Raw genomic sequence first — 17042 nt, forward strand, 5'->3', positions numbered from 1 at the left:
GACAGAAAGACGCGGTAGAGCGCAGTAAAACGGAGTAAAACTGTAGGCGCGGGGTCAAGACGGGGGTCAGATGAGGTCACGGAGTTTGTCGACGACGCTGCTTTCCATAGCCGGCGTGATGTGGCTGTATGTGTCCATAGTCTGGGCAAAGGTGGCATGTCCCAGGCGGTATTGGATGACTTTGAAGTGGACGCCGGCTTTGACCAGGAGCGTCGCATGGGTATGACGGAGGGTATGGAAAGAGAAAGCTTCCGGCATCCCTGCCTTGCGGCCGTAAGCTTTCGTGCGGCGGGAAATGTATTTCGGATCATACGGCCGCCCATCGGGCCGGGCAAAGAGCAAGTTATTGTTTTCGTAGTTTAGGGCCGCCAGGCGCTCTTTGAAGATTATTTTTTCCTGCTTCCGGATGACGGCCAGCGTCTGATCATCAATGGAGATCGTCCGATGAGATGATTTATTTTTCGTCGTCTGGCTGATTACGACGCTTCCACCGACATTAAGGACCGTTTGATTGACCGTGAGCGTCTTATTTTTTACGTCAATGTCGCTGATGCGGAGGCCCAGCAGTTCGGACCGGCGCAGGCCTGTATAGAGGGCGACCCAGTACAGGTTGTGGTGCTTTGGATTCGGGACGGACGCCAAAAAGCGGGCCGCTTCGTCCTTGGTCAATGCCAGCACTTTGTCATGGGTTACAGCCGGAAGCTTGACGCCGCGGAGCGGATACGTCGGGATGATGCCGTCATTGACGGCCTGGCGCAGTCCGATTCGGACCACGGCTATCGCATATTGTACCGTGCGATTACTGTATCCCTGGGAGAGCAGGGAGGCAATCAGGTCGCGGAACATGTACGGCTGTAGCTCAATCAATTTTACCTTAGCCAGCATCGGCAGTACGTAGCGGCGCAGCTGAAAGACGTAAGAATCAAATGTATCCTCTGCCAGCGTCGACCTGGCGCCTCGTAGCCAGATAGATAGCCATTGACCTAAGGTGATATTATAATCGACGTTGGGAGCGGCGTGGAGTGCATTTTTGAATTGGTCGCGACGCTGTTCCGCTTCCTTGATGGTTCGGCCGTAAAAATAATGACGCTTGCCGTCGATGGTCAGAGAGACTTTGTAGCGGCCATCAGGTCTTTTTTTCATGTGGATTAATCCTTTCAAGTACAGAAGATAATTCAAAGGCTTTTCACGGCTTACATACGCCGCAAGGTACATATCCTTCGGCAAGAGCTTCATCACGGGAGTCGATGGGGACAAAATTTTCAGGATGCTTGATGGTACGGCAGTCGGTATAGTGGAATTTCATGGAACGGGGATTGCCCAGGTAGTCGGCGGCAAAGGCTGTACCGACTGAGGACAATACGCAGATCATAGCCAGGACCAGGGGAAGTTTCTTAATCATAGGATTCATCCTTTCTTTTATTTTTTCTTCAGCTGATTTTTTCTTTCGTGTTCAATCTGCTTGATGCTTTTATCAGGAGTAGGGAGATCTTCTGGCATGGTTCCGCCTAATTCTTTGATTGTATTCCTAACGGCTTTCCCAACCATATAATGTGTTTTATTCGCCTTTTCCTTTCCATGGATTTTATCACGGCGAAGCTTTTCATCTGTTTGAGTAGCGCGAAATAAATTGGCAGCTAACTCTGTACTACCCATATGATCCAGGATTTTTTGTGACTTTTTTAGTCCTTTACGGGCATGGATTTCTTTTTGACCTAATCCACCATAGAGGCCTTGGTAACCTTTATTTTGGAAAATAGCAAAATCGCGCGGTGTTTCTACACCTGACTGCTGAGCGGCTTCAACCAATGATTTATTATGTTCAATCAGATCACCGCGGATAGTCAGCCTTTTTTGATCTTCCGTCATATTGTCAAAGTCGTCCATGATTTCCTGCTGGCGAGTCTTCACAGCAAAATAAGTCTGAGCTAACGCAATGGCTTTTTTTCGTGAATCTCCATTCATTGCGATTAAATAACATGCGTATCGGGATAAATGATAATCCTCCAAAGCACGTTGCGCCCCGCTGCCGATATTAACCATTCCGTGCACCTGCACGAAATGGTCAGAAACCTCATTATTACTAGCTTTGCAAGCGTCTATTGCTTTTAAAATTACTTTTTTAAAAAAGCGATATTCATTATAACCTAACACTTGAATAAGCTCTCTAGCAATCCAGTATTCCTGACCGTATTCATTGATATGTTTAATATTTTCAAAAAGAGATTCATTAATATTTTCTAGACTATTCATCGAAAAGACTCCTTTCTAAAACTTCCGCCTTATCTTCATCTCCGTGCCAATGATTTATACTGAAATTAAAATAGTTTGAGTTCGTTCATAAATGTCCTCCATGAAAAAAATAAATTTTTAAAATTCCGAATATCTTTTGCATATCTGTTAAAAACGCCATGGATTTCGCAAGATAAATCATTTTCGTCGATATCTTGTGAATATTGATTGTCCTTTATTTAAGCAATTTAGCTTTGGCTGCCTGGAACTCTTCGTCTGTAAGCATATTGGCTTTCTTCAAATTAGCCAATCTTTCCAGCTGAGAGATTAAATCTTCTGAATCTAAAGCTGGACTTGATGCAGGGGCTGAAGTCGGGGACGTTGACATGGATTGTTTTTGTTTAAAGGCGTCCCAGGCGGAATGGATGCTTTCATAGAGGGGCGTGATATATTGCTTGACCATCTTTTTGACCACCATTGCAGATCCGGATGTCGTAAAGAGTAATTCACCAAATACTAATCCAGTTTCATACTCAATGGAACTTAGCTTATCATAACCGATTTCATGCACCTTTAGGCCATAAATTAGCCCCTTATCAACTAATATGACTCGCTGATCAGTAACAACCAATAAACAATAACTGGATTCGAGCATTCCGGTAGCCGCATTTTTTATTTGTTCATTTTCGCGCAAAATATGGGGTAATTCTTTTACTTCTTTTCGCTTAGCCGCCTGACTATCAGTACTGACGTCATTGATGATTTCTTTTAATTCTTCATAGGAATACATATTACAATAACCTCCTTTGAACGGATTTATTCATAATATATCGAGATTAAACGAATCCCGCCTCTATTATGTGTAGAAGGCGGGTTTTGTTGTTGCGGCTCTTTTTAAGATGCCGATTGAGCTATGTTTAGTGTTTCACGATATTCTTCCGCCTTGGGGACTTCTACGAAGGTTACGGCCTTATCATACTTTTCCTTAACAAGGTTTTCGATTTCTGACAATTTTACTTTGAAAAACTCTTTTCGATGATTTACTTTATTGACTTCCATGTCCCTGAAATGCTGATGAAGCAAAGATTCCAATGCAGGAGCATCATCAGAAAAGATGAGAGCATGAACATCGAATTCAAAAGGAACAGAAGCGCTGCTCAACTCTTTGATACGATCCATTGGTTCCAGCCGACGTGTCATGCCGATTTTATAAACATCTTCACCAAATGAACCTATATTTGAAATGATGTATACATAGCCAGCTTTGGCATTGGCTTCGCGTTGCGCAAGACTTTCTTTTTCTTGAGTAAGTTTTTCTAATTTCTCATTCAATTCCTTAATTTTATCCAGGTATAATTGCTTTTCTGCGTCCATGGAACTTTTTTGTAAATATTTCATAGTGCGTTCGATTTCATGCTTAAATTGAGCTTCATCCTTTTCAATCTTCTTTTTAGCCATTTCCATTTCATGACGTACTTTTTCTTCTTCACGAAGTTGTTCTTTTCTGACTTGGAAAAGTTCTTTTTCTTCTTGTAATTTTTTTTGATATTCGTACAAACAGCTCATCCGTTCAAGTTTTATTTTAAGAAAAGCCTTGGTTAATTGGACGTTATCAATGGAAAAAAGTTTATTATGAGCTTCAAAAGATCGGATAATTTTCTGACGAATTGAATCAATATTACGAACGGTTACATTACCAATAAGATTATCTGTTTCCGTATTGAAACTGCGCAATAATTGATTTTTTTGTTTTCTCAGGTATGATTTAGTGTGTTCATTGGCGCTGCCAGTAAAAATGATGGCCCCATCATTTTTTTGCAAATCTTTTTCCTCAGCTGAAAATAAAGATAATTTATTTTTTATTTCATCAGAAGATATTTGATCATAAAGAGTAGAATCTATTTCAGAAGTAACCAATGCGTTATCCACTGCATTACAGACCGCATCAAGAGCTTGTTGTTCTTTTTTTGATTCAGCAGCAAGGCGATGAGATAAGTCTTCATATCTTTTTTTCAAAGAAAATTCTTTCTTTTTATAATCATTTTCCAATTCCTTATACTGGTTGTTATAATCAGCGACACGTTGAGAATATTCTTCTTGAAGGTCTATTAAATGTTGTTGTTCAGATGATATTTTTTCCCGTATATCACCTAATTGAATTAATTCAGTCATTTCAATACTACGATATTTTTTATGACGCAAATAAACAAGAACCAATGCAATAATTAAAGGAATTCCATATGCGAGTGAAAAAGCGCTTAGAATAACCATAAATAAAGGACTGAAATAAAGAGGCGCTTCTTTAAAATTGGTAGGTAATTTCATTGATTACATCTCCCTTGTGTTTATATTTATTGTATTTTAAAACTTACGCCGCATTTCTACCACCTTGCCAATAATCTGAATGGGGAGCGATTCAATGTCGTGGTTGGAGTAGAAGTGGGGCGTATATACGGCGACATTATGACCGATGAGTGTGATGCCAGCAGGACTTTCTTTTATCTCTTTGACAGTGGCATCATTTCCATTTATGAGAACAATGGCAATATCTCCAGAATCTACGGTTGGCTGTCTTTTGACGATGACGATGTCGCCGTTGCGCAAAGTGGGTTCCATTGAGTCACCCTTAACTTGCAGTGCGAAGAAATCGCCTGTTGCGGCGAGTTCCGGGCTAATTTCTTCGTAGTCTAATATTTCTTCGACAGCATCTATGGGGATGCCAGCCACGACGCGCCCTAGAACAGGGATTCGGACACCTTTTTTATTTCTAGGTTGAGTAGTAACTCCTTTTAGCAAATAGTCCGTTGTGACATGAAAAAAATCAGCTAGTGCGACAGCTTCGTCATCCCTCAAAGGCCGTTTACCCAGTTCAATTCTATTAAGGACGATACGATTCATACCTATAGCGGCCGCGACTTCTTTTTGTTGTAAGTTTTGCTCTTTTCTTAGCTTTGTAATTCTTTGCCCAGATGTCATATTTATCACCTCTCAATATTTACAATTTGTAACTTAGTTCAATTATAGTAGTTACAAATTGTAAAATCAATTAAAGTTATAATTTATAACTAAACATATTGACAAGTTACATTTTGTAAATTATAATGACGATATAGGAAGTTACAAAACGTAACTATCATAAGGAGGTGATACAATGCCAAAGGTTAATCTAAAGTTTATCAAAAAGAGAAGATTAGAACTTCATATTACACAAGCTCAAATGGCTAAAGCATTAGGACTCAGTTCATCTTCTGGGTATAATCATTACGAAAATGGCAATCGCCGCTTTACTGCTGATTTTATGCCAATAATGGCAAAAATACTTAAGTGTAGCATAGAAGAATTATATACTTAATTTTTTTATTTTGAAAAGTTATGAAATGTAACTAAAAATTGTAAAAAAGAAAAAATGGGGGAAATGATGAAGCTAAATATGAGGCCAGATAAGGGAAAACATACAAGGATTGATGAAGTTAAGGGAGATGAGAAAATGAAACATTACAACGAATACGTAGACAGCCGTGGCTGGCATTATCGAGCTATGCCGCTTATCGGCGGTCAACCATACGCAATTTGCTATCAGCGTACACCCGGTGGCGGTTGGCATCGGATGAAACAGATGATGTTGCGCATGACATTGGCCGAAGCCAAACAAGATCTTGATGAATATGCGGCCAAGAAAGGCTGGACGGGATTAACGAATTATATGGGAGGAAACCCATAATGGACAGCATGACAACAATTAAGGTACTTCGACAAGAAGTATATGACGCGGCGTACAGGTATTACATGGACCTTCGACTCAATCCCTCTAAAACGCCAAATACGTACTTCATATATGCCGGAGTAGAAAGACTAGCCAAAAGCATACTTAGAGGGGGGAGCCGCCATACCTATCCGGATATGGCTGATGACTGGCTGGACCATATCGAACAAAAGGCCAAGCAAGACGTATACTGTTTGAATTGGCCGCATTAAGGGCTGGTGATATTATGAGAAAACTAATAATGGAAAATACTCGGGACTGCACGGGAACCATGGTAACGCAGTTCAAGAGCCCGAAAGGTGGAAACCTGACCTTCGTGGACATTCATAATTACCTGGTCCGTACATTTGGTGGCGGTGTATATTTGGCCGTCATAAACGCAAACGACGGAGAGATTGTAGATAAAATCGACGTCATAGACGCGTATGATGCCAGCGACATGGAACGTTTCCTTTGATGTTCAGTTTCATTATAGCGGAAAGGGGATGGATGAACATGAGTAAAAGGTTCGGGATTGAAATCAAAAAAGCCCGCAAAGATGCGGGAATGACGCAGGAGCAGGCAGCGGAAGCGCTGAACGTGTCCGTAAGGACGTACGCAAAGTATGAAAGCGGGGAAATCCTGCCAGGCGACGACATGGTTGCCGGCATGATGCAGGTCTTTGAAAATCCGTGCCTCGGCTATGCGTATTTGTCGAAAGAATCGGCAGTAGGCAGGCTGATCCTGCCGAAAATCGGAAAACTGCCGGGCGTCGCGGCCGGGGCCATGCAGTATCATGTAGCCCTGGCTGATGCGAACAGCGACTGCATCCGGCTCGAACGTATCTGCTGTGATGACAAAATCACCATGGCCGAAGAAAGGGATCTGAGTCCCATTGTAGAGAAAATCTTTGATTTAGCCGGAAAAGGATTGACGCTCTATCTGACCTGTCCGAAACGGACACAAAAAAAGAACCGCTCGGCGGCAACCGAACGGCTCTTATGCGGGAAGTGAACACAAAAATAAGTCTACAGATATTGTAGCACGAAGCGAAGAAAGCCGCAATAGAGAGGAAACCACATGGGAAATCAAATAAATGACGGGCCATGGGCCGAAATGAAGCAAATCAATGAAAAAGCGGAGCAAATCAATAAAAAAGCGGAGCGAATCAATAAAAAAGCGGAGCGAATCACCGCGATTAACGTCTTAATCCTCGTTTTGAATATCGCAATATTCATGATGGGGAAGTAAAAAGGGGCGATAGTATGGAAAAGAAGCTGGAGCCGATGAAATTGAGCGACCAACTGACGTGGAACCGCAAGGAATTGGCGGAAGTCACGGGGCGCAGTAAAGAAATCATAGATCAATGGATCTATGAAGGGGCGCCATGTTGCCGGGAAGGGCATACGTACGTCTTTGAGCGTACGAGCATGATTGCCTGGCTTCGCGAACGGGCTATTAATCGTATCGGTATGACCAGGAAGAACGTCTATGACGACGTATTTCCGGGCATTGAATTAGCGTGAACAGGAGGGAAATCGATGAAACGAGAAAGGCATATTGGACGTTTTTTACTTGCCCTGGCGGTGGCTTGCAGTGTCGGGCTGTATGCAGGACATTCACTGGGAGAAACCGTGAAAGCCCAGGAAGATGCCCAAGTTCACATTGTGGACCAGGGGGAAACACTGTGGGAAATCGCCAGGCCCATCGCGGATGAACGCGGTATGGATATCCGTGAAGTCATCTATGAAATCAGCGTGAATAACGATATCAATAGTAATGACGACATCCGCCCAGGGCAGCGGTTAGTCATTAATTTTTGAAAGGCAGGCGAAAATCATGAAATGGGTAGACACACGCTACGAATTACCGGCCCCGCATCGCAGGGTACTTGTCGCAATGAACGTAGGCACAGACTGGGAATTTGTTGCAATAGGAACGTTCTGTATGGATCATTGGATTGTAGACGGGGAAATCCGCCTTGTCACAATGCAAGAGGTTCAGTATTGGGCGCCGATAGCTTCGACGCCAAGGAGGGGAAAATAACGTGAATATTATGCCGGTTGACGAAGCCTATGAAAAAATACTCTGCTGTGCTATGCGCTATGCCCTGGGGCGGCAGACACACATCGTCTATGAAGTCGCCGACTATATCAAGAAGGTGTTGCCGGCACTGAGCCTGGACACGTTGATGATCATGCAGCAGGATATCGAAAACCAACACGGATTCGGCGATGAACTGGATGAAAAACGTTGGATGATGTTATACGTCGATATCCTCAACGAAATCAAAAAGAAATACGCCTGTGAAATGAGGGAATAGCCATGAAAAAACAGGATGAAAGCAAGTGGTTCCGGCGGATGCAGAACCGTAACGTCCATCAAGACATTGCCCAGGCGGCCATCAAGCTGGCGACTAAAGAAATCCATGCCGGACACTGGCACGGGTACGCCGAGGAAATGTATTACAAAGATGGCTTTCCCTGCATCCGCTGGCAAGACGGTCATTGCGCTCATTACAACATCGTCAAAGGGACGGTATACTAATGGACCCGTGTCCGCTATGCGGCCAGCCGACGCACAGTTGGATCTATTGCCGCAAATATAAAAGGGACATCTGCCAGGACCACTGCGAAGATTGCCCGTGGTTCATGGGGAAGATGTTATGGAGTTGCCGCTATTCAGAGAGGAAGAAACCACATGAAAATCGCTATTTACAACCTAAAGGGGGGCGTCGGTAAGACGGTAACGACGGCGAACCTGGCCCACCTTTATGCCACACAACGAACGCGTCACGTGCCTGGCAGTCATCGCGGCCAGGCACCGCAAGTACTCATGATTGACTGCGACCCGCAAGGAAATCTGACACAGTTCTACAAACGGTACGACCAGTCAGCTCCGTGCGGGATGCGGGAAAAAGAAATCATCGGCACGGACTGGCCGTTTCTGTCGCTCATGCCGGGAAATATGGATTTGTATGAATTGGAACGCAGTTATTACGAAAGCAAGACCGTCGATGCTCTGGCCGACATCGGCAGCGGATATGATATTGTCCTTATCGACTGCCCGCCAGCACTGAACATGCTGACCATTAACGCGCTGAGCATTGCGGACTTTATCGTCATCCCAGTGCGGCTGGACGCCTTTTCCAGCCAGGGGCTGGTGGAACTCGACACACAGCTTCAGGACGTCCTGCAAATCAATCCGGCTCTCCAACTGTTGGGCGTGCTCATCACGCATGACGAACGGACGACGCTGAGCGATGAAGCGGAAGGACTGCTAAGAGCCAGCTTCCCTGTCTTCGATACGAAAATCAGCCGGAGCCGCTGGATCATCGACAGTACATTGATGTGCAAGCCGCTGGCCGAACTCGGTATGACACTCAAACCAGCATGGCAATATAGAAAATTAGCCAATGAAATCATAAAGAAGGTGAAAGAATGAGCTTAATGGAAAACATGGGCCTCGTCAACAAGGACAAGGACCGAACTATTAAACAGATTCCGGTCAATCTGCTCGTAGAGAATCCAGATAACTTCTATATCGTCGGCGATGTAGAAGAATTAAAGAACTCGATTATCGCCGCCGGCGGCGTCCGTCAGAATTTGATTGTCGAACCGATGAAAGACGGACGGTACCTGATTGTATCCGGGCATCGCCGGTGCAAGGCCGTCAAAGAGCTGCTGAAAGAGCAGACTGTGGGGATTCCCGATACCGTACCTTGCGAAATCTCTACGGACCATTACGGAAATCAACTGCTGCTTATCGATACGAACAGTACGTCCCGGGACTTGACTGCCTGGGAACGGGTCGAGCAGTATAAACAGCTCAACAGCCTGTTCAAATACGGCGTCATGACGAATCAAATCAACGGCCGAAAGCGCGACGCGATTGCCAAAACACTGCATGAGAGCACGACCAATATTGCAAGATATTCAGCCATTTCCAACAACCTGAGGAAATATTACGCAGATTGGATGAAATCGGGAAAACTTGGCATTTCGGCGGCCTATGAATTATCTAAATTAACGCCGGACCGGCAGAAAGATTTCTATGAACAGCACCTGGATGACGATGAAATTACCCTGAAATCTATCGAGGACTTCCTCCATCCGGCATCAAAAGAAACGCCGATTCAGGAAGCGGCTGTACAAGAAGAAGCCATGCAGGCAGAAAGACCGGAAACAGACGAAGAAGATCCGGAAGCTATTTCCACCGATGATGAAGCGGAAGACATCGAAGAAGTCCCAGAAGAAGCGCCAACAAAAAATGAACCCACCACACGGGTAGAAGACATGGAACTGCCAAAAGAATACAAGAAGCTACAAAAAGAATACAAAAAGGCCATGAGCAATATTATGGTTAAACATCGGTGTATAAAAGACTATGCAGAGCTGGCAAAGAACGGTACGTACACCCAGATGCAGATGATAACCAACATGCAGCGGGCCGCCAGCGGTATGTGTAAGCAGTTGGACTACCTGCTGGAGCTGGTTGATAAGATGAAGGTGGTGAGAGGACATGCAGAAAAGTAAGAAGAGAAACTTAGAAATCGGAAGCAATGCCGGTGAAACGACAACGGCAACACTCGTATTCATGGCCCTTCATGATGACTATGGCTTCGGCCAGAAACGGCTGGAACGAATCAAAATGAAGTGCAATGAATACAACAGGCAGGAAATAAAAAATGATCCTACATTCCAGGGGACGGCCTTCATTGCGATGAGGCAGAAAATGGAAAAATTAGGGGTCAGCGAACGGCTGGAACGGGACTTCATCAACTGGATCATATCCGGAGTGGGCTTGAATGGGCGCTATCAGCGGACGTCGGCTATGGCCAGCGTCGAAGCATCGTACATTCACCTGTTCCTGGCGATTCATGAATTATTTGGCTTCGGGGCGCAGCGGCTCAAAACGATTCAGCATAAAATTAAATTCTATGCCGGCTGTATACGCGATGGAGAGCCGGGGATTGAAGAATTTATGAAATGTATGGCCGTTGAATGTGGGCAGGTATATCCGGGACTGATTGCCTGCGAAGAAAAGTACGGAGAAGTAAAGATTTATGGATAAGGGGGCGGAACTATGATTTGTCCTTGCTGTGGCCGGGAATTCCAGGCCAAGGGAAATGGGAAGTATTGCGAATCATGCCGGCATCGCATCTTAGATGAATATACCAAGTGGCGGCGCATGAAGACGAGAAAGAAACTAAAGAAGTGTATCGTATGTGGACGGCCGCTGGAGCATTACACATCGCCATATGTGTGCAGCCATGAATGTGGGAATATTGCAAGGAATATCTTGCATACAGAAAAGCAGCGGCTGTCACGACAGGCAAATAAGCAATGGAAAGAAAAGATGTGCTATGGGAATGGGAAGGAACAGCCCGCACCCCGGCGCAAACTCAAGAAGCCATTATCGCCGCTGGGCCTCGATATTGAACAGGCGAAACTTCACCACATGGACTATCCGACATGGATGAACAGCAAAGAACGAAAGGAATGGAAAGCACAATGCACGTAACAGATCATGAACTCAGGGCCATGGTATGGCGGGGCATGATTATCATCAGTATTTTATTTTGGGGCGGATTTATTTATATTCTGGCCCACATCTTAAACTGAAGAGGGACAATGGAAACGTTCATTTCGAGCGTCTCCATTTTTCCATATATATGTATATAAAGAAAGTGATGGGCCACAGGCCCATTGGGGCTTGTAGTAGGCGTTATATTTAGTGCCACCTGGAAAGGAAGTGAGACCATGGGGTTTGTTCGTAATGTGAAATATTTCTGCGGAAAAAGATATTTTGAAACGGATTTGTTTGAAGTTCCCGATATGGGGAAACGTGGAAAGAAGATGAGAGAAAAGAAAGTCAACCTGTCTTCGCCGGATCAAGTACGCCGAAATAAAAAGAAGGCATTGCGGACATTCTGCCAGAAAGTAAAAACGAATTTCACGGGAGACGATGTTTATTTGACATTGACCTATGACACGCTTCACCGTCGGGACAACGTGAAGGATGCCAAGAAAGACTTCCACAATTTCATCAAGCGCGTGAATCGTCGGCGTAAAAAAGCGGGGCTTCCCTCGGCAAAGTATATGGGGGCCATCGAACGAAAGGGAACGAATATTCATTTTCACATGATCATCAGCGGGGGCCTGGACCGCAATGAGCTGGAAGATGTTTGGGGCAATGGCCTGAGCAATGCCAGCCGGTTGCGGATAGACGATGAAGAGTTGATGCAGCGGCTCTGTCAATACATCATGAAGGAAGCCCGCGATAAGGAGAAGTTCGAAAACGCATATATTTGTTCACGGAATCTGGAAAATCCGAAAGTCACGAAAACAGACTGGGCTTTTACGCACCGCAAGCTGGAAGAACTGGCCGGGCAGACCGACTGCCGTGACGTATGGGAGAAATTATATCCTGGCTATGAATTCATCGAAGCCAGCAGTACGTTCAATGAATTGACGGGCTGGCATATCACGGTAAAAATGACGAGGAGGGATAGCGACGTATATTGCAAAAACAAAAAGAGTACGCCTCCGGGGAGTCAAACTAAAACGGCTCAACGACAGCGTACACGAAAGAGACGGGTATAAGTGCATCGTCTGCGGGAGCTACATCGACGACGGGGAAAAGATGCACCATGAGCCGTGCGGGATTTATAAATCGGATGAAATCAATAAAACCGTCACGCTTTGTGAGCGCTGCCATTACGAGCGCCATCACGGGGCCAGGGCGGCAGAAATACGAACGAAGTGCGTTGCCTACTTACGAACCCTTTACGGGGATGCAGGCGCGCGCAAGGAATAGGAGGTGAGACGATGGAAGTGCATATCAGCATTACCGGGGACGACGAATCCGTGAAAAAAGTTCTGGACATTTTGACGGGCGGCCGCATCGTGGACAATCTGGAAACGACAGTGAAGCCCAAGAAGCATGCAGGACGACCGAAGAAGCATATAGAGAAAGATATTGACATGAACGAAGTGTCGGAAAAGATTTTCGGAAAGTAGGCGAGGCGAATGAACAGTGAACACTACCAAGACCCGACAGCGGAAAAAGCAATCAGCCGGGTTGAGAAGAAGCGGCAGGAGAAGCGGAAGAACCGTAGGTATCGTATACGCCGGATGCTGTTGAAGCGGGCGCTGGAAGAAATTGCGACTATCTGCGGATTCAAGGTGCACATTACGTTCATCGAAAGCAAGGTGAAATTATGATCATCCACAAGATTTGCGTGCGCAGTAATGTTGTCCGAATCGGATACATCGAAAACGAAAAAGAAGCGCCGCGGGAATATGTACTGAAAAGCAAAGAACTGGCCCGGCCAGAGCTGTATAAAGCCATGGAAAATATTTTTCAAGTTATGGCCAATGCGGACACCTGCTTTGCCGCGGTATGCGACGGGGAGATTGAAGACATCGTAATTAAATACAACCGGGACAACAGCGTCGATAATTACGTATTAGCCGGAGCGATGCACGGCGATGACGGATTAGTCGCTACATTCAAGACGGAAAAGATTTATGCTAGAGCTTGGATGGAGCTGGACAATGCCGTGCGAAGCGCTATGAAGGAAGCGGAATTATTCATCAAGGGAAAGCGGGCGCAGATGACGCTGGACATTGAAGCGGAAACGCCGGCACAGAAATTAAAGGGAGGGGTAGCGTGACAAGCACAGAGTATCTCAAACTGGTCTATGAGTCGGAAGAAAAAGCCAACATGCTGCTGAAAGAAATCAGTCAGATCCAACACGACTTGCTGGCATTGAATGCCATTGATTATGAAAAGCCGCGAGTCAGCGGCGGGAACGGGCGGAACGCAATGGAAGACCGGATTATCGGATTTCTGGACAAACGCGACCAAATGTTACGTGAATACCTTCAGACCGTAAACCGCCCATGGGAATTCAAGAAGCTCGTCGAATGTATGGATGACGAACGGATGCAGGCGATAATGAAGCGGCATTATTTGTGGCACGAAACCTGGGAAAAAGCCTGCGAAGGAATCTGCTCAGACAGCTGGCTTCGGCGCAAGGAAAACGGACTGCGTGCCCAGGCGCTGGAAGAATTCGACAAAATCTTCAAAAAAAATAAAATTAGTTCATGCTAGTTCATGGTAGTTCAGGTTGGACCTGTGGTATAGTGTATATGTGAAGCAATGGGAATGGCATAGAGCACATGATTGTTTTCACCCCTCAAGAATAGATAGACACGCAAGGAGCAGCACCCCGTCCACATAGACGGGGTGTTGTACTACCCGGACAGCAGTCATGCGCCACGGGTCAATGCACAGGATGTACCTTGCCTGTATGCTGTGCGCATTGGAGACGCTGGATACAAAACAGAAAGGTTTTGCGAAGGTTTCTGGTCAACTTGAGGAAAATAAGATTTTTGATTCGATGAGTCCGGAAATTTTTATTTCTGGATTTTTTTTGACTAGGTTCTTCTGGGTTAACAAAAGCCTTGCGCTCACCGAGGCGAGCCCAAAAAAAATCTAGATTTTAGTAAAATTCAGCCCTTAATTTATATTTTCAAATGGTTTTATGTGAAGCGGGGTATGATTTATTTATATAGCCCATGCGTTCGCAGAAACCAACCAAAATGTTAAGTCAGAGAGGAGGGAGGACATCATGAAAGTACGTGGGAAAGCCCGTGAAATCACGGTTACTCAGCGTTCGCTGGCCGACGCAATCGGCTTAACCCCTCCTAGAATCTCTCAGTTAATCCAGGAAGGCGTCGTCATTCGCGATGAAAAAGACAAGAGTGGCGGCGTCTTTTTGGTACAATCCATCCTCAATTACAAAGACGCCACCAAAGGAAGCGGTGGTGATGAAGACATCGACTATATGACCGAAAAAGCCCGGCATGAAAAGACGAAGCGGGAAATCGCTGAATTACGCCTGGCCAAGATGGAACACCGTGTATACAGTGCCAAAACGGTTGAATTAGTCATAACGGAAATGTTGTCTAACTTGAGGACGCAGCTGTTGGGACTGCCGACAAAGTTGGCACCACAGCTGGAAGGAAAAAATAAAGAAGAAATTTACGCCAGATTGACAAAAGAATTGGAAGAAAAGCTATCGGAGCTGAGTGAATACAATCCAGATCTCTTCACCAATGAAGAAGTAGAAGAGGAGGATGAACCATGAAGTCAGCGAAAGAATTGTGGCAATATATTTCCCGCCACGGCTTGAAACCGCTGCCGAAGACGTCTGTCAGCGAATGGGCGGATACATACCGCTATTTGTCGGCCGGCGTTTCGTCAGAGCCGGGCAAATGGCGGACGGAACGGGCCGAGTATCAACGGGCCATCATGGATGCCTTCACAGAACCCGGCGTACATCGCGTCGTCGTCAAGTCGGCGGCGCAGATTGGCAAATCAGACATCATGAACAACGTCATCGGGCGCTTTGCCCACTTGGACCCGGCATCCATTATGATGATACAGCCTACAGTAGACATGGCCCAGGATTATTCCAAATCACGTATTGCTCCCATGATCCGCGACACGCCCGTATTGAGTTCGTTGTTCTACGATGTGAAGCGGGCCGGGGATAAGACGGCTAAAACCAGGGATGGAAACAACACGATTCTGTCGAAATTCTTCCCAGGCGGCCGACTGGTCATGTGTGGAGCTAACAGCCCGGCCGGACTGGCCAGCCGGCCGGTACGGATTCTGTTGGCTGATGAAGTAGACCGTTTTCCTGAATCAGCTGGAAATGAAGGCGATCCGGTGGATCTTGCTAGTAAGCGTATGACGACATTCTGGAATTATGTCATGGGTTTGTTTAGTACACCAACTATAGAGGGCGATAGCCGGATTGAAATTGAATACAATGCAGGCACGCAAGAAGAATGGCAGCATCAATGCCCTAATTGTGGCGAATGGCACTTGATTCGTTATTTGGATATGATAACAGATGCGGAGGAACATCGTGATAAAAGCGGGCGCCGTCAGGTAATTGTTCATGGCGTAAAATGGCGATGCCCTGATTGTGGATTTGAGTTTACAGAACAACAAATGAGAAATGCGAAACAGATGTATGTGGCCCGAAATCCCAAAGCATTGTTTAATGGGATACGCTCATTTTTTATTAATGCCTTTACCTCTCCTTGGATTGGCTGGAATGATATTATGCGGGAGTGGATGGAAGCCAAGGGAAATCCAGAGCGAGAAATGGTTGTTGTTAATACCCGTTTTGGAGAAAGTTATCATGAACAAGGCGCTTTCGAGGATGAAACAATCTTTCTTAGACGCCGGGAAGCATATGGAGCAGAATTGCCCGATGGCGTGCTGTTATTGACGGCAGCCGTCGACACCCAGGACAATCGACTGGAATATGAAGTATGCGGCTGGGGAGCCGGTGAAGAGTCGTGGGGAATCCGCAAGGGAATTATCTTAGGGCAACCAGATTGGGAATCAACATGGAGTGAACTAGATAAAATACTTGAACATGTATACCGGTTTAAAAACGGGACCGGGTTGAAAATCGTCCGGACTTTCATCGACTCTGGCGGTCATTATACCGGTCATGTTTATCGCTATTGCGAAAAAAATTTCATTAAACAGCGATTTGCCATCAAAGGATATAGCAATCGCCCAGGAATTCCGCTGAACTACAAAATCGGGAAGGCATCGGGGACGACGATACCACTGGTCATCCTCGGTGTCGACGATGGCAAACAGCAGGTCATGAACCGCCTGGCCATTAAATCACCAGGAGCACAATATATGCATTTTCCATTGGATGAAGACCAAGAAGGCTTGCAAAATAGGGGATATGATGAAATCTACTTCAAAGGAATTATGTCTGAACGAAAGGTAAAGATAAGACGATATGGCAGCATTCGAGAGATATGGCAGCCAACAAAAGGTGTCCGAAACGAACCTCTGGATCTTCGAGTCTACAACCTGGGATGCATGTTGTCGGTCAATCCGCAATGGGATGAACTGCAAACTATCATGAAACAGCCGGCGCAGGAAGCGGTTGTCAGAAAAGAACCACCTAAGCCCGCAAGGAAACGACGGGTCAGCAAACAGACGAACATTTGGTAGGAGG

The 17042-nt window shown here is 45.6% G+C and carries 25 protein-coding genes; 19 read left to right on the forward strand and 6 right to left on the reverse strand.

Features of this window, described 5'->3' with window-relative positions:
* Nucleotides 1-66: 66 nt before the first annotated feature.
* The 6 genes from C6362_RS06990 to C6362_RS07015 all read right to left on the reverse strand — a co-directional run bounded on the left by C6362_RS06990 (nt 67) and on the right by C6362_RS07015 (nt 5208).
* Entirely contained in the window at nt 67-1143 is a 1077-nt protein-coding gene (locus C6362_RS06990) for a tyrosine-type recombinase/integrase (protein ID WP_014016022.1), read from the reverse strand.
* A gap of 43 nt (nt 1144-1186) precedes the next feature.
* Nucleotides 1187-1402: a hypothetical protein gene (locus tag C6362_RS06995; RefSeq protein WP_014016023.1), complete on the reverse strand. Its 216-nt coding sequence runs from the start codon at nt 1400-1402 to the stop codon at nt 1187-1189.
* A gap of 17 nt (nt 1403-1419) precedes the next feature.
* Nucleotides 1420-2253: a DNA damage-inducible protein D gene (gene dinD, locus C6362_RS07000; RefSeq protein WP_014016024.1), complete on the reverse strand. Its 834-nt coding sequence runs from the start codon at nt 2251-2253 to the stop codon at nt 1420-1422.
* 214 nt (nt 2254-2467) lie between these two features.
* Nucleotides 2468-3022, reverse strand: coding sequence for a PH domain-containing protein (locus C6362_RS07005; protein ID WP_014016025.1), 555 nt, complete (start codon nt 3020-3022; stop codon nt 2468-2470).
* Between the two features lie 104 nt (nt 3023-3126).
* Nucleotides 3127-4557 (reverse strand): DUF4041 domain-containing protein, encoded by a 1431-nt coding sequence (locus C6362_RS07010; protein WP_014016026.1) that lies wholly within the window; start codon nt 4555-4557, stop codon nt 3127-3129.
* Nucleotides 4558-4593: 36 nt separating this feature from the next.
* A complete protein-coding gene (locus C6362_RS07015; RefSeq protein ID WP_014016027.1) occupies nt 4594-5208 on the reverse strand; it encodes a helix-turn-helix domain-containing protein in 615 nt (204 codons plus the stop codon).
* Nucleotides 5209-5383: 175 nt separating this feature from the next.
* Here C6362_RS07015 and C6362_RS07020 point away from each other — a divergent pair, with 175 nt between their 5' ends.
* From C6362_RS07020 to C6362_RS07125, 19 genes are all read left to right on the forward strand, one after another.
* A complete protein-coding gene (locus C6362_RS07020) occupies nt 5384-5584 on the forward strand; it encodes a helix-turn-helix transcriptional regulator (RefSeq protein WP_041647139.1) in 201 nt (66 codons plus the stop codon).
* 63 nt (nt 5585-5647) lie between these two features.
* The gene (locus C6362_RS07025) at nt 5648-5953 is read left to right on the forward strand and encodes a hypothetical protein (RefSeq protein WP_232501498.1); all 306 of its coding nucleotides are present in this window, start codon (nt 5648-5650) and stop codon (nt 5951-5953) included.
* A gap of 537 nt (nt 5954-6490) precedes the next feature.
* Nucleotides 6491-6988 (forward strand): helix-turn-helix domain-containing protein, encoded by a 498-nt coding sequence (locus C6362_RS07040; RefSeq protein ID WP_014016031.1) that lies wholly within the window; start codon nt 6491-6493, stop codon nt 6986-6988.
* 102 nt (nt 6989-7090) lie between these two features.
* The gene (locus tag C6362_RS12170) at nt 7091-7225 is read left to right on the forward strand and encodes a hypothetical protein (protein ID WP_255411275.1); all 135 of its coding nucleotides are present in this window, start codon (nt 7091-7093) and stop codon (nt 7223-7225) included.
* Between the two features lie 14 nt (nt 7226-7239).
* The gene (locus tag C6362_RS07045) at nt 7240-7500 is read left to right on the forward strand and encodes a hypothetical protein (protein ID WP_014016033.1); all 261 of its coding nucleotides are present in this window, start codon (nt 7240-7242) and stop codon (nt 7498-7500) included.
* A gap of 15 nt (nt 7501-7515) precedes the next feature.
* Nucleotides 7516-7797, forward strand: a complete 282-nt coding sequence (locus C6362_RS07050) for a LysM peptidoglycan-binding domain-containing protein (RefSeq protein ID WP_014016034.1) — start codon at nt 7516-7518, stop codon at nt 7795-7797.
* Nucleotides 7798-8030: 233 nt separating this feature from the next.
* Nucleotides 8031-8297: a hypothetical protein gene (locus tag C6362_RS07060; protein WP_232501504.1), complete on the forward strand. Its 267-nt coding sequence runs from the start codon at nt 8031-8033 to the stop codon at nt 8295-8297.
* A gap of 2 nt (nt 8298-8299) precedes the next feature.
* Nucleotides 8300-8521, forward strand: coding sequence for a hypothetical protein (locus C6362_RS07065; protein WP_014016036.1), 222 nt, complete (start codon nt 8300-8302; stop codon nt 8519-8521).
* 153 nt (nt 8522-8674) lie between these two features.
* Nucleotides 8675-9418 carry a ParA family protein gene (locus tag C6362_RS07070; protein ID WP_014016037.1) on the forward strand — a complete coding sequence of 248 codons (744 nt, stop codon included), beginning with the start codon at nt 8675-8677 and terminating at the stop codon, nt 9416-9418.
* On the forward strand, nt 9415-10509 hold the full coding sequence (locus tag C6362_RS07075; RefSeq protein WP_014016038.1) for a ParB/RepB/Spo0J family partition protein: 1095 nt from the start codon (nt 9415-9417) through the stop codon (nt 10507-10509). The genes C6362_RS07070 and C6362_RS07075 overlap by 4 nt, the downstream gene beginning before the upstream one ends.
* Nucleotides 10496-11047, forward strand: coding sequence for a hypothetical protein (locus tag C6362_RS07080; RefSeq protein ID WP_014016039.1), 552 nt, complete (start codon nt 10496-10498; stop codon nt 11045-11047). Before C6362_RS07075 ends, C6362_RS07080 begins: the two co-directional genes overlap by 14 nt.
* Before the next feature lie 12 nt (nt 11048-11059).
* Nucleotides 11060-11497, forward strand: coding sequence for a hypothetical protein (locus tag C6362_RS07085; protein WP_014016040.1), 438 nt, complete (start codon nt 11060-11062; stop codon nt 11495-11497).
* A gap of 239 nt (nt 11498-11736) precedes the next feature.
* On the forward strand, nt 11737-12579 hold the full coding sequence (locus C6362_RS07090; RefSeq protein ID WP_014016041.1) for a rolling circle replication-associated protein: 843 nt from the start codon (nt 11737-11739) through the stop codon (nt 12577-12579).
* A gap of 225 nt (nt 12580-12804) precedes the next feature.
* A complete protein-coding gene (locus C6362_RS07095) occupies nt 12805-12996 on the forward strand; it encodes a hypothetical protein (RefSeq protein ID WP_014016042.1) in 192 nt (63 codons plus the stop codon).
* A 9-nt stretch (nt 12997-13005) separates the two neighbouring features.
* Complete coding sequence (locus tag C6362_RS07100; RefSeq protein WP_014016043.1) at nt 13006-13200, forward strand: hypothetical protein; 195 nt, start codon at nt 13006-13008, stop codon at nt 13198-13200.
* A 17-nt stretch (nt 13201-13217) separates the two neighbouring features.
* Nucleotides 13218-13652 carry a hypothetical protein gene (locus C6362_RS07105; RefSeq protein ID WP_232501499.1) on the forward strand — a complete coding sequence of 145 codons (435 nt, stop codon included), beginning with the start codon at nt 13218-13220 and terminating at the stop codon, nt 13650-13652.
* Nucleotides 13649-14092 (forward strand): hypothetical protein, encoded by a 444-nt coding sequence (locus C6362_RS07110; RefSeq protein ID WP_014016045.1) that lies wholly within the window; start codon nt 13649-13651, stop codon nt 14090-14092. Before C6362_RS07105 ends, C6362_RS07110 begins: the two co-directional genes overlap by 4 nt.
* A gap of 520 nt (nt 14093-14612) precedes the next feature.
* Nucleotides 14613-15131 (forward strand): hypothetical protein, encoded by a 519-nt coding sequence (locus C6362_RS07120; protein ID WP_014016046.1) that lies wholly within the window; start codon nt 14613-14615, stop codon nt 15129-15131.
* Nucleotides 15128-17038, forward strand: coding sequence for a phage terminase large subunit family protein (locus C6362_RS07125; protein ID WP_014016047.1), 1911 nt, complete (start codon nt 15128-15130; stop codon nt 17036-17038). Before C6362_RS07120 ends, C6362_RS07125 begins: the two co-directional genes overlap by 4 nt.
* Nucleotides 17039-17042 lie beyond the last annotated feature (4 nt).

The organism is Megasphaera elsdenii DSM 20460 (genome assembly GCF_003010495.1).
In the GTDB taxonomy this organism is placed as follows: domain Bacteria; phylum Bacillota; class Negativicutes; order Veillonellales; family Megasphaeraceae; genus Megasphaera; species Megasphaera elsdenii.

Bases quoted from the DNA above. Each gene is read 5' to 3' on its own strand.
- C6362_RS06990 (WP_014016022.1), bottom strand. From the start codon at position 1,143: ATGAAAAAAAGACCTGATGGCCGCTACAAAGTCTCTCTGACCATCGAC.
- C6362_RS06995 (WP_014016023.1), bottom strand. From the start codon at position 1,402: ATGATTAAGAAACTTCCCCTGGTCCTGGCTATGATCTGCGTATTGTCC.
- dinD (WP_014016024.1), bottom strand. From the start codon at position 2,253: ATGAATAGTCTAGAAAATATTAATGAATCTCTTTTTGAAAATATTAAA.
- C6362_RS07005 (WP_014016025.1), bottom strand. From the start codon at position 3,022: ATGTATTCCTATGAAGAATTAAAAGAAATCATCAATGACGTCAGTACT.
- C6362_RS07010 (WP_014016026.1), bottom strand. From the start codon at position 4,557: ATGAAATTACCTACCAATTTTAAAGAAGCGCCTCTTTATTTCAGTCCT.
- C6362_RS07015 (WP_014016027.1), bottom strand. From the start codon at position 5,208: ATGACATCTGGGCAAAGAATTACAAAGCTAAGAAAAGAGCAAAACTTA.
- C6362_RS07020 (WP_041647139.1), top strand. From the start codon at position 5,384: ATGCCAAAGGTTAATCTAAAGTTTATCAAAAAGAGAAGATTAGAACTT.
- C6362_RS07025 (WP_232501498.1), top strand. From the start codon at position 5,648: ATGATGAAGCTAAATATGAGGCCAGATAAGGGAAAACATACAAGGATT.
- C6362_RS07040 (WP_014016031.1), top strand. From the start codon at position 6,491: ATGAGTAAAAGGTTCGGGATTGAAATCAAAAAAGCCCGCAAAGATGCG.
- C6362_RS12170 (WP_255411275.1), top strand. From the start codon at position 7,091: ATGAAGCAAATCAATGAAAAAGCGGAGCAAATCAATAAAAAAGCGGAG.
- C6362_RS07045 (WP_014016033.1), top strand. From the start codon at position 7,240: ATGGAAAAGAAGCTGGAGCCGATGAAATTGAGCGACCAACTGACGTGG.
- C6362_RS07050 (WP_014016034.1), top strand. From the start codon at position 7,516: ATGAAACGAGAAAGGCATATTGGACGTTTTTTACTTGCCCTGGCGGTG.
- C6362_RS07060 (WP_232501504.1), top strand. From the start codon at position 8,031: ATGCCGGTTGACGAAGCCTATGAAAAAATACTCTGCTGTGCTATGCGC.
- C6362_RS07065 (WP_014016036.1), top strand. From the start codon at position 8,300: ATGAAAAAACAGGATGAAAGCAAGTGGTTCCGGCGGATGCAGAACCGT.
- C6362_RS07070 (WP_014016037.1), top strand. From the start codon at position 8,675: ATGAAAATCGCTATTTACAACCTAAAGGGGGGCGTCGGTAAGACGGTA.
- C6362_RS07075 (WP_014016038.1), top strand. From the start codon at position 9,415: ATGAGCTTAATGGAAAACATGGGCCTCGTCAACAAGGACAAGGACCGA.
- C6362_RS07080 (WP_014016039.1), top strand. From the start codon at position 10,496: ATGCAGAAAAGTAAGAAGAGAAACTTAGAAATCGGAAGCAATGCCGGT.
- C6362_RS07085 (WP_014016040.1), top strand. From the start codon at position 11,060: ATGATTTGTCCTTGCTGTGGCCGGGAATTCCAGGCCAAGGGAAATGGG.
- C6362_RS07090 (WP_014016041.1), top strand. From the start codon at position 11,737: ATGGGGTTTGTTCGTAATGTGAAATATTTCTGCGGAAAAAGATATTTT.
- C6362_RS07095 (WP_014016042.1), top strand. From the start codon at position 12,805: ATGGAAGTGCATATCAGCATTACCGGGGACGACGAATCCGTGAAAAAA.
- C6362_RS07100 (WP_014016043.1), top strand. From the start codon at position 13,006: ATGAACAGTGAACACTACCAAGACCCGACAGCGGAAAAAGCAATCAGC.
- C6362_RS07120 (WP_014016046.1), top strand. From the start codon at position 14,613: ATGAAAGTACGTGGGAAAGCCCGTGAAATCACGGTTACTCAGCGTTCG.
- C6362_RS07125 (WP_014016047.1), top strand. From the start codon at position 15,128: ATGAAGTCAGCGAAAGAATTGTGGCAATATATTTCCCGCCACGGCTTG.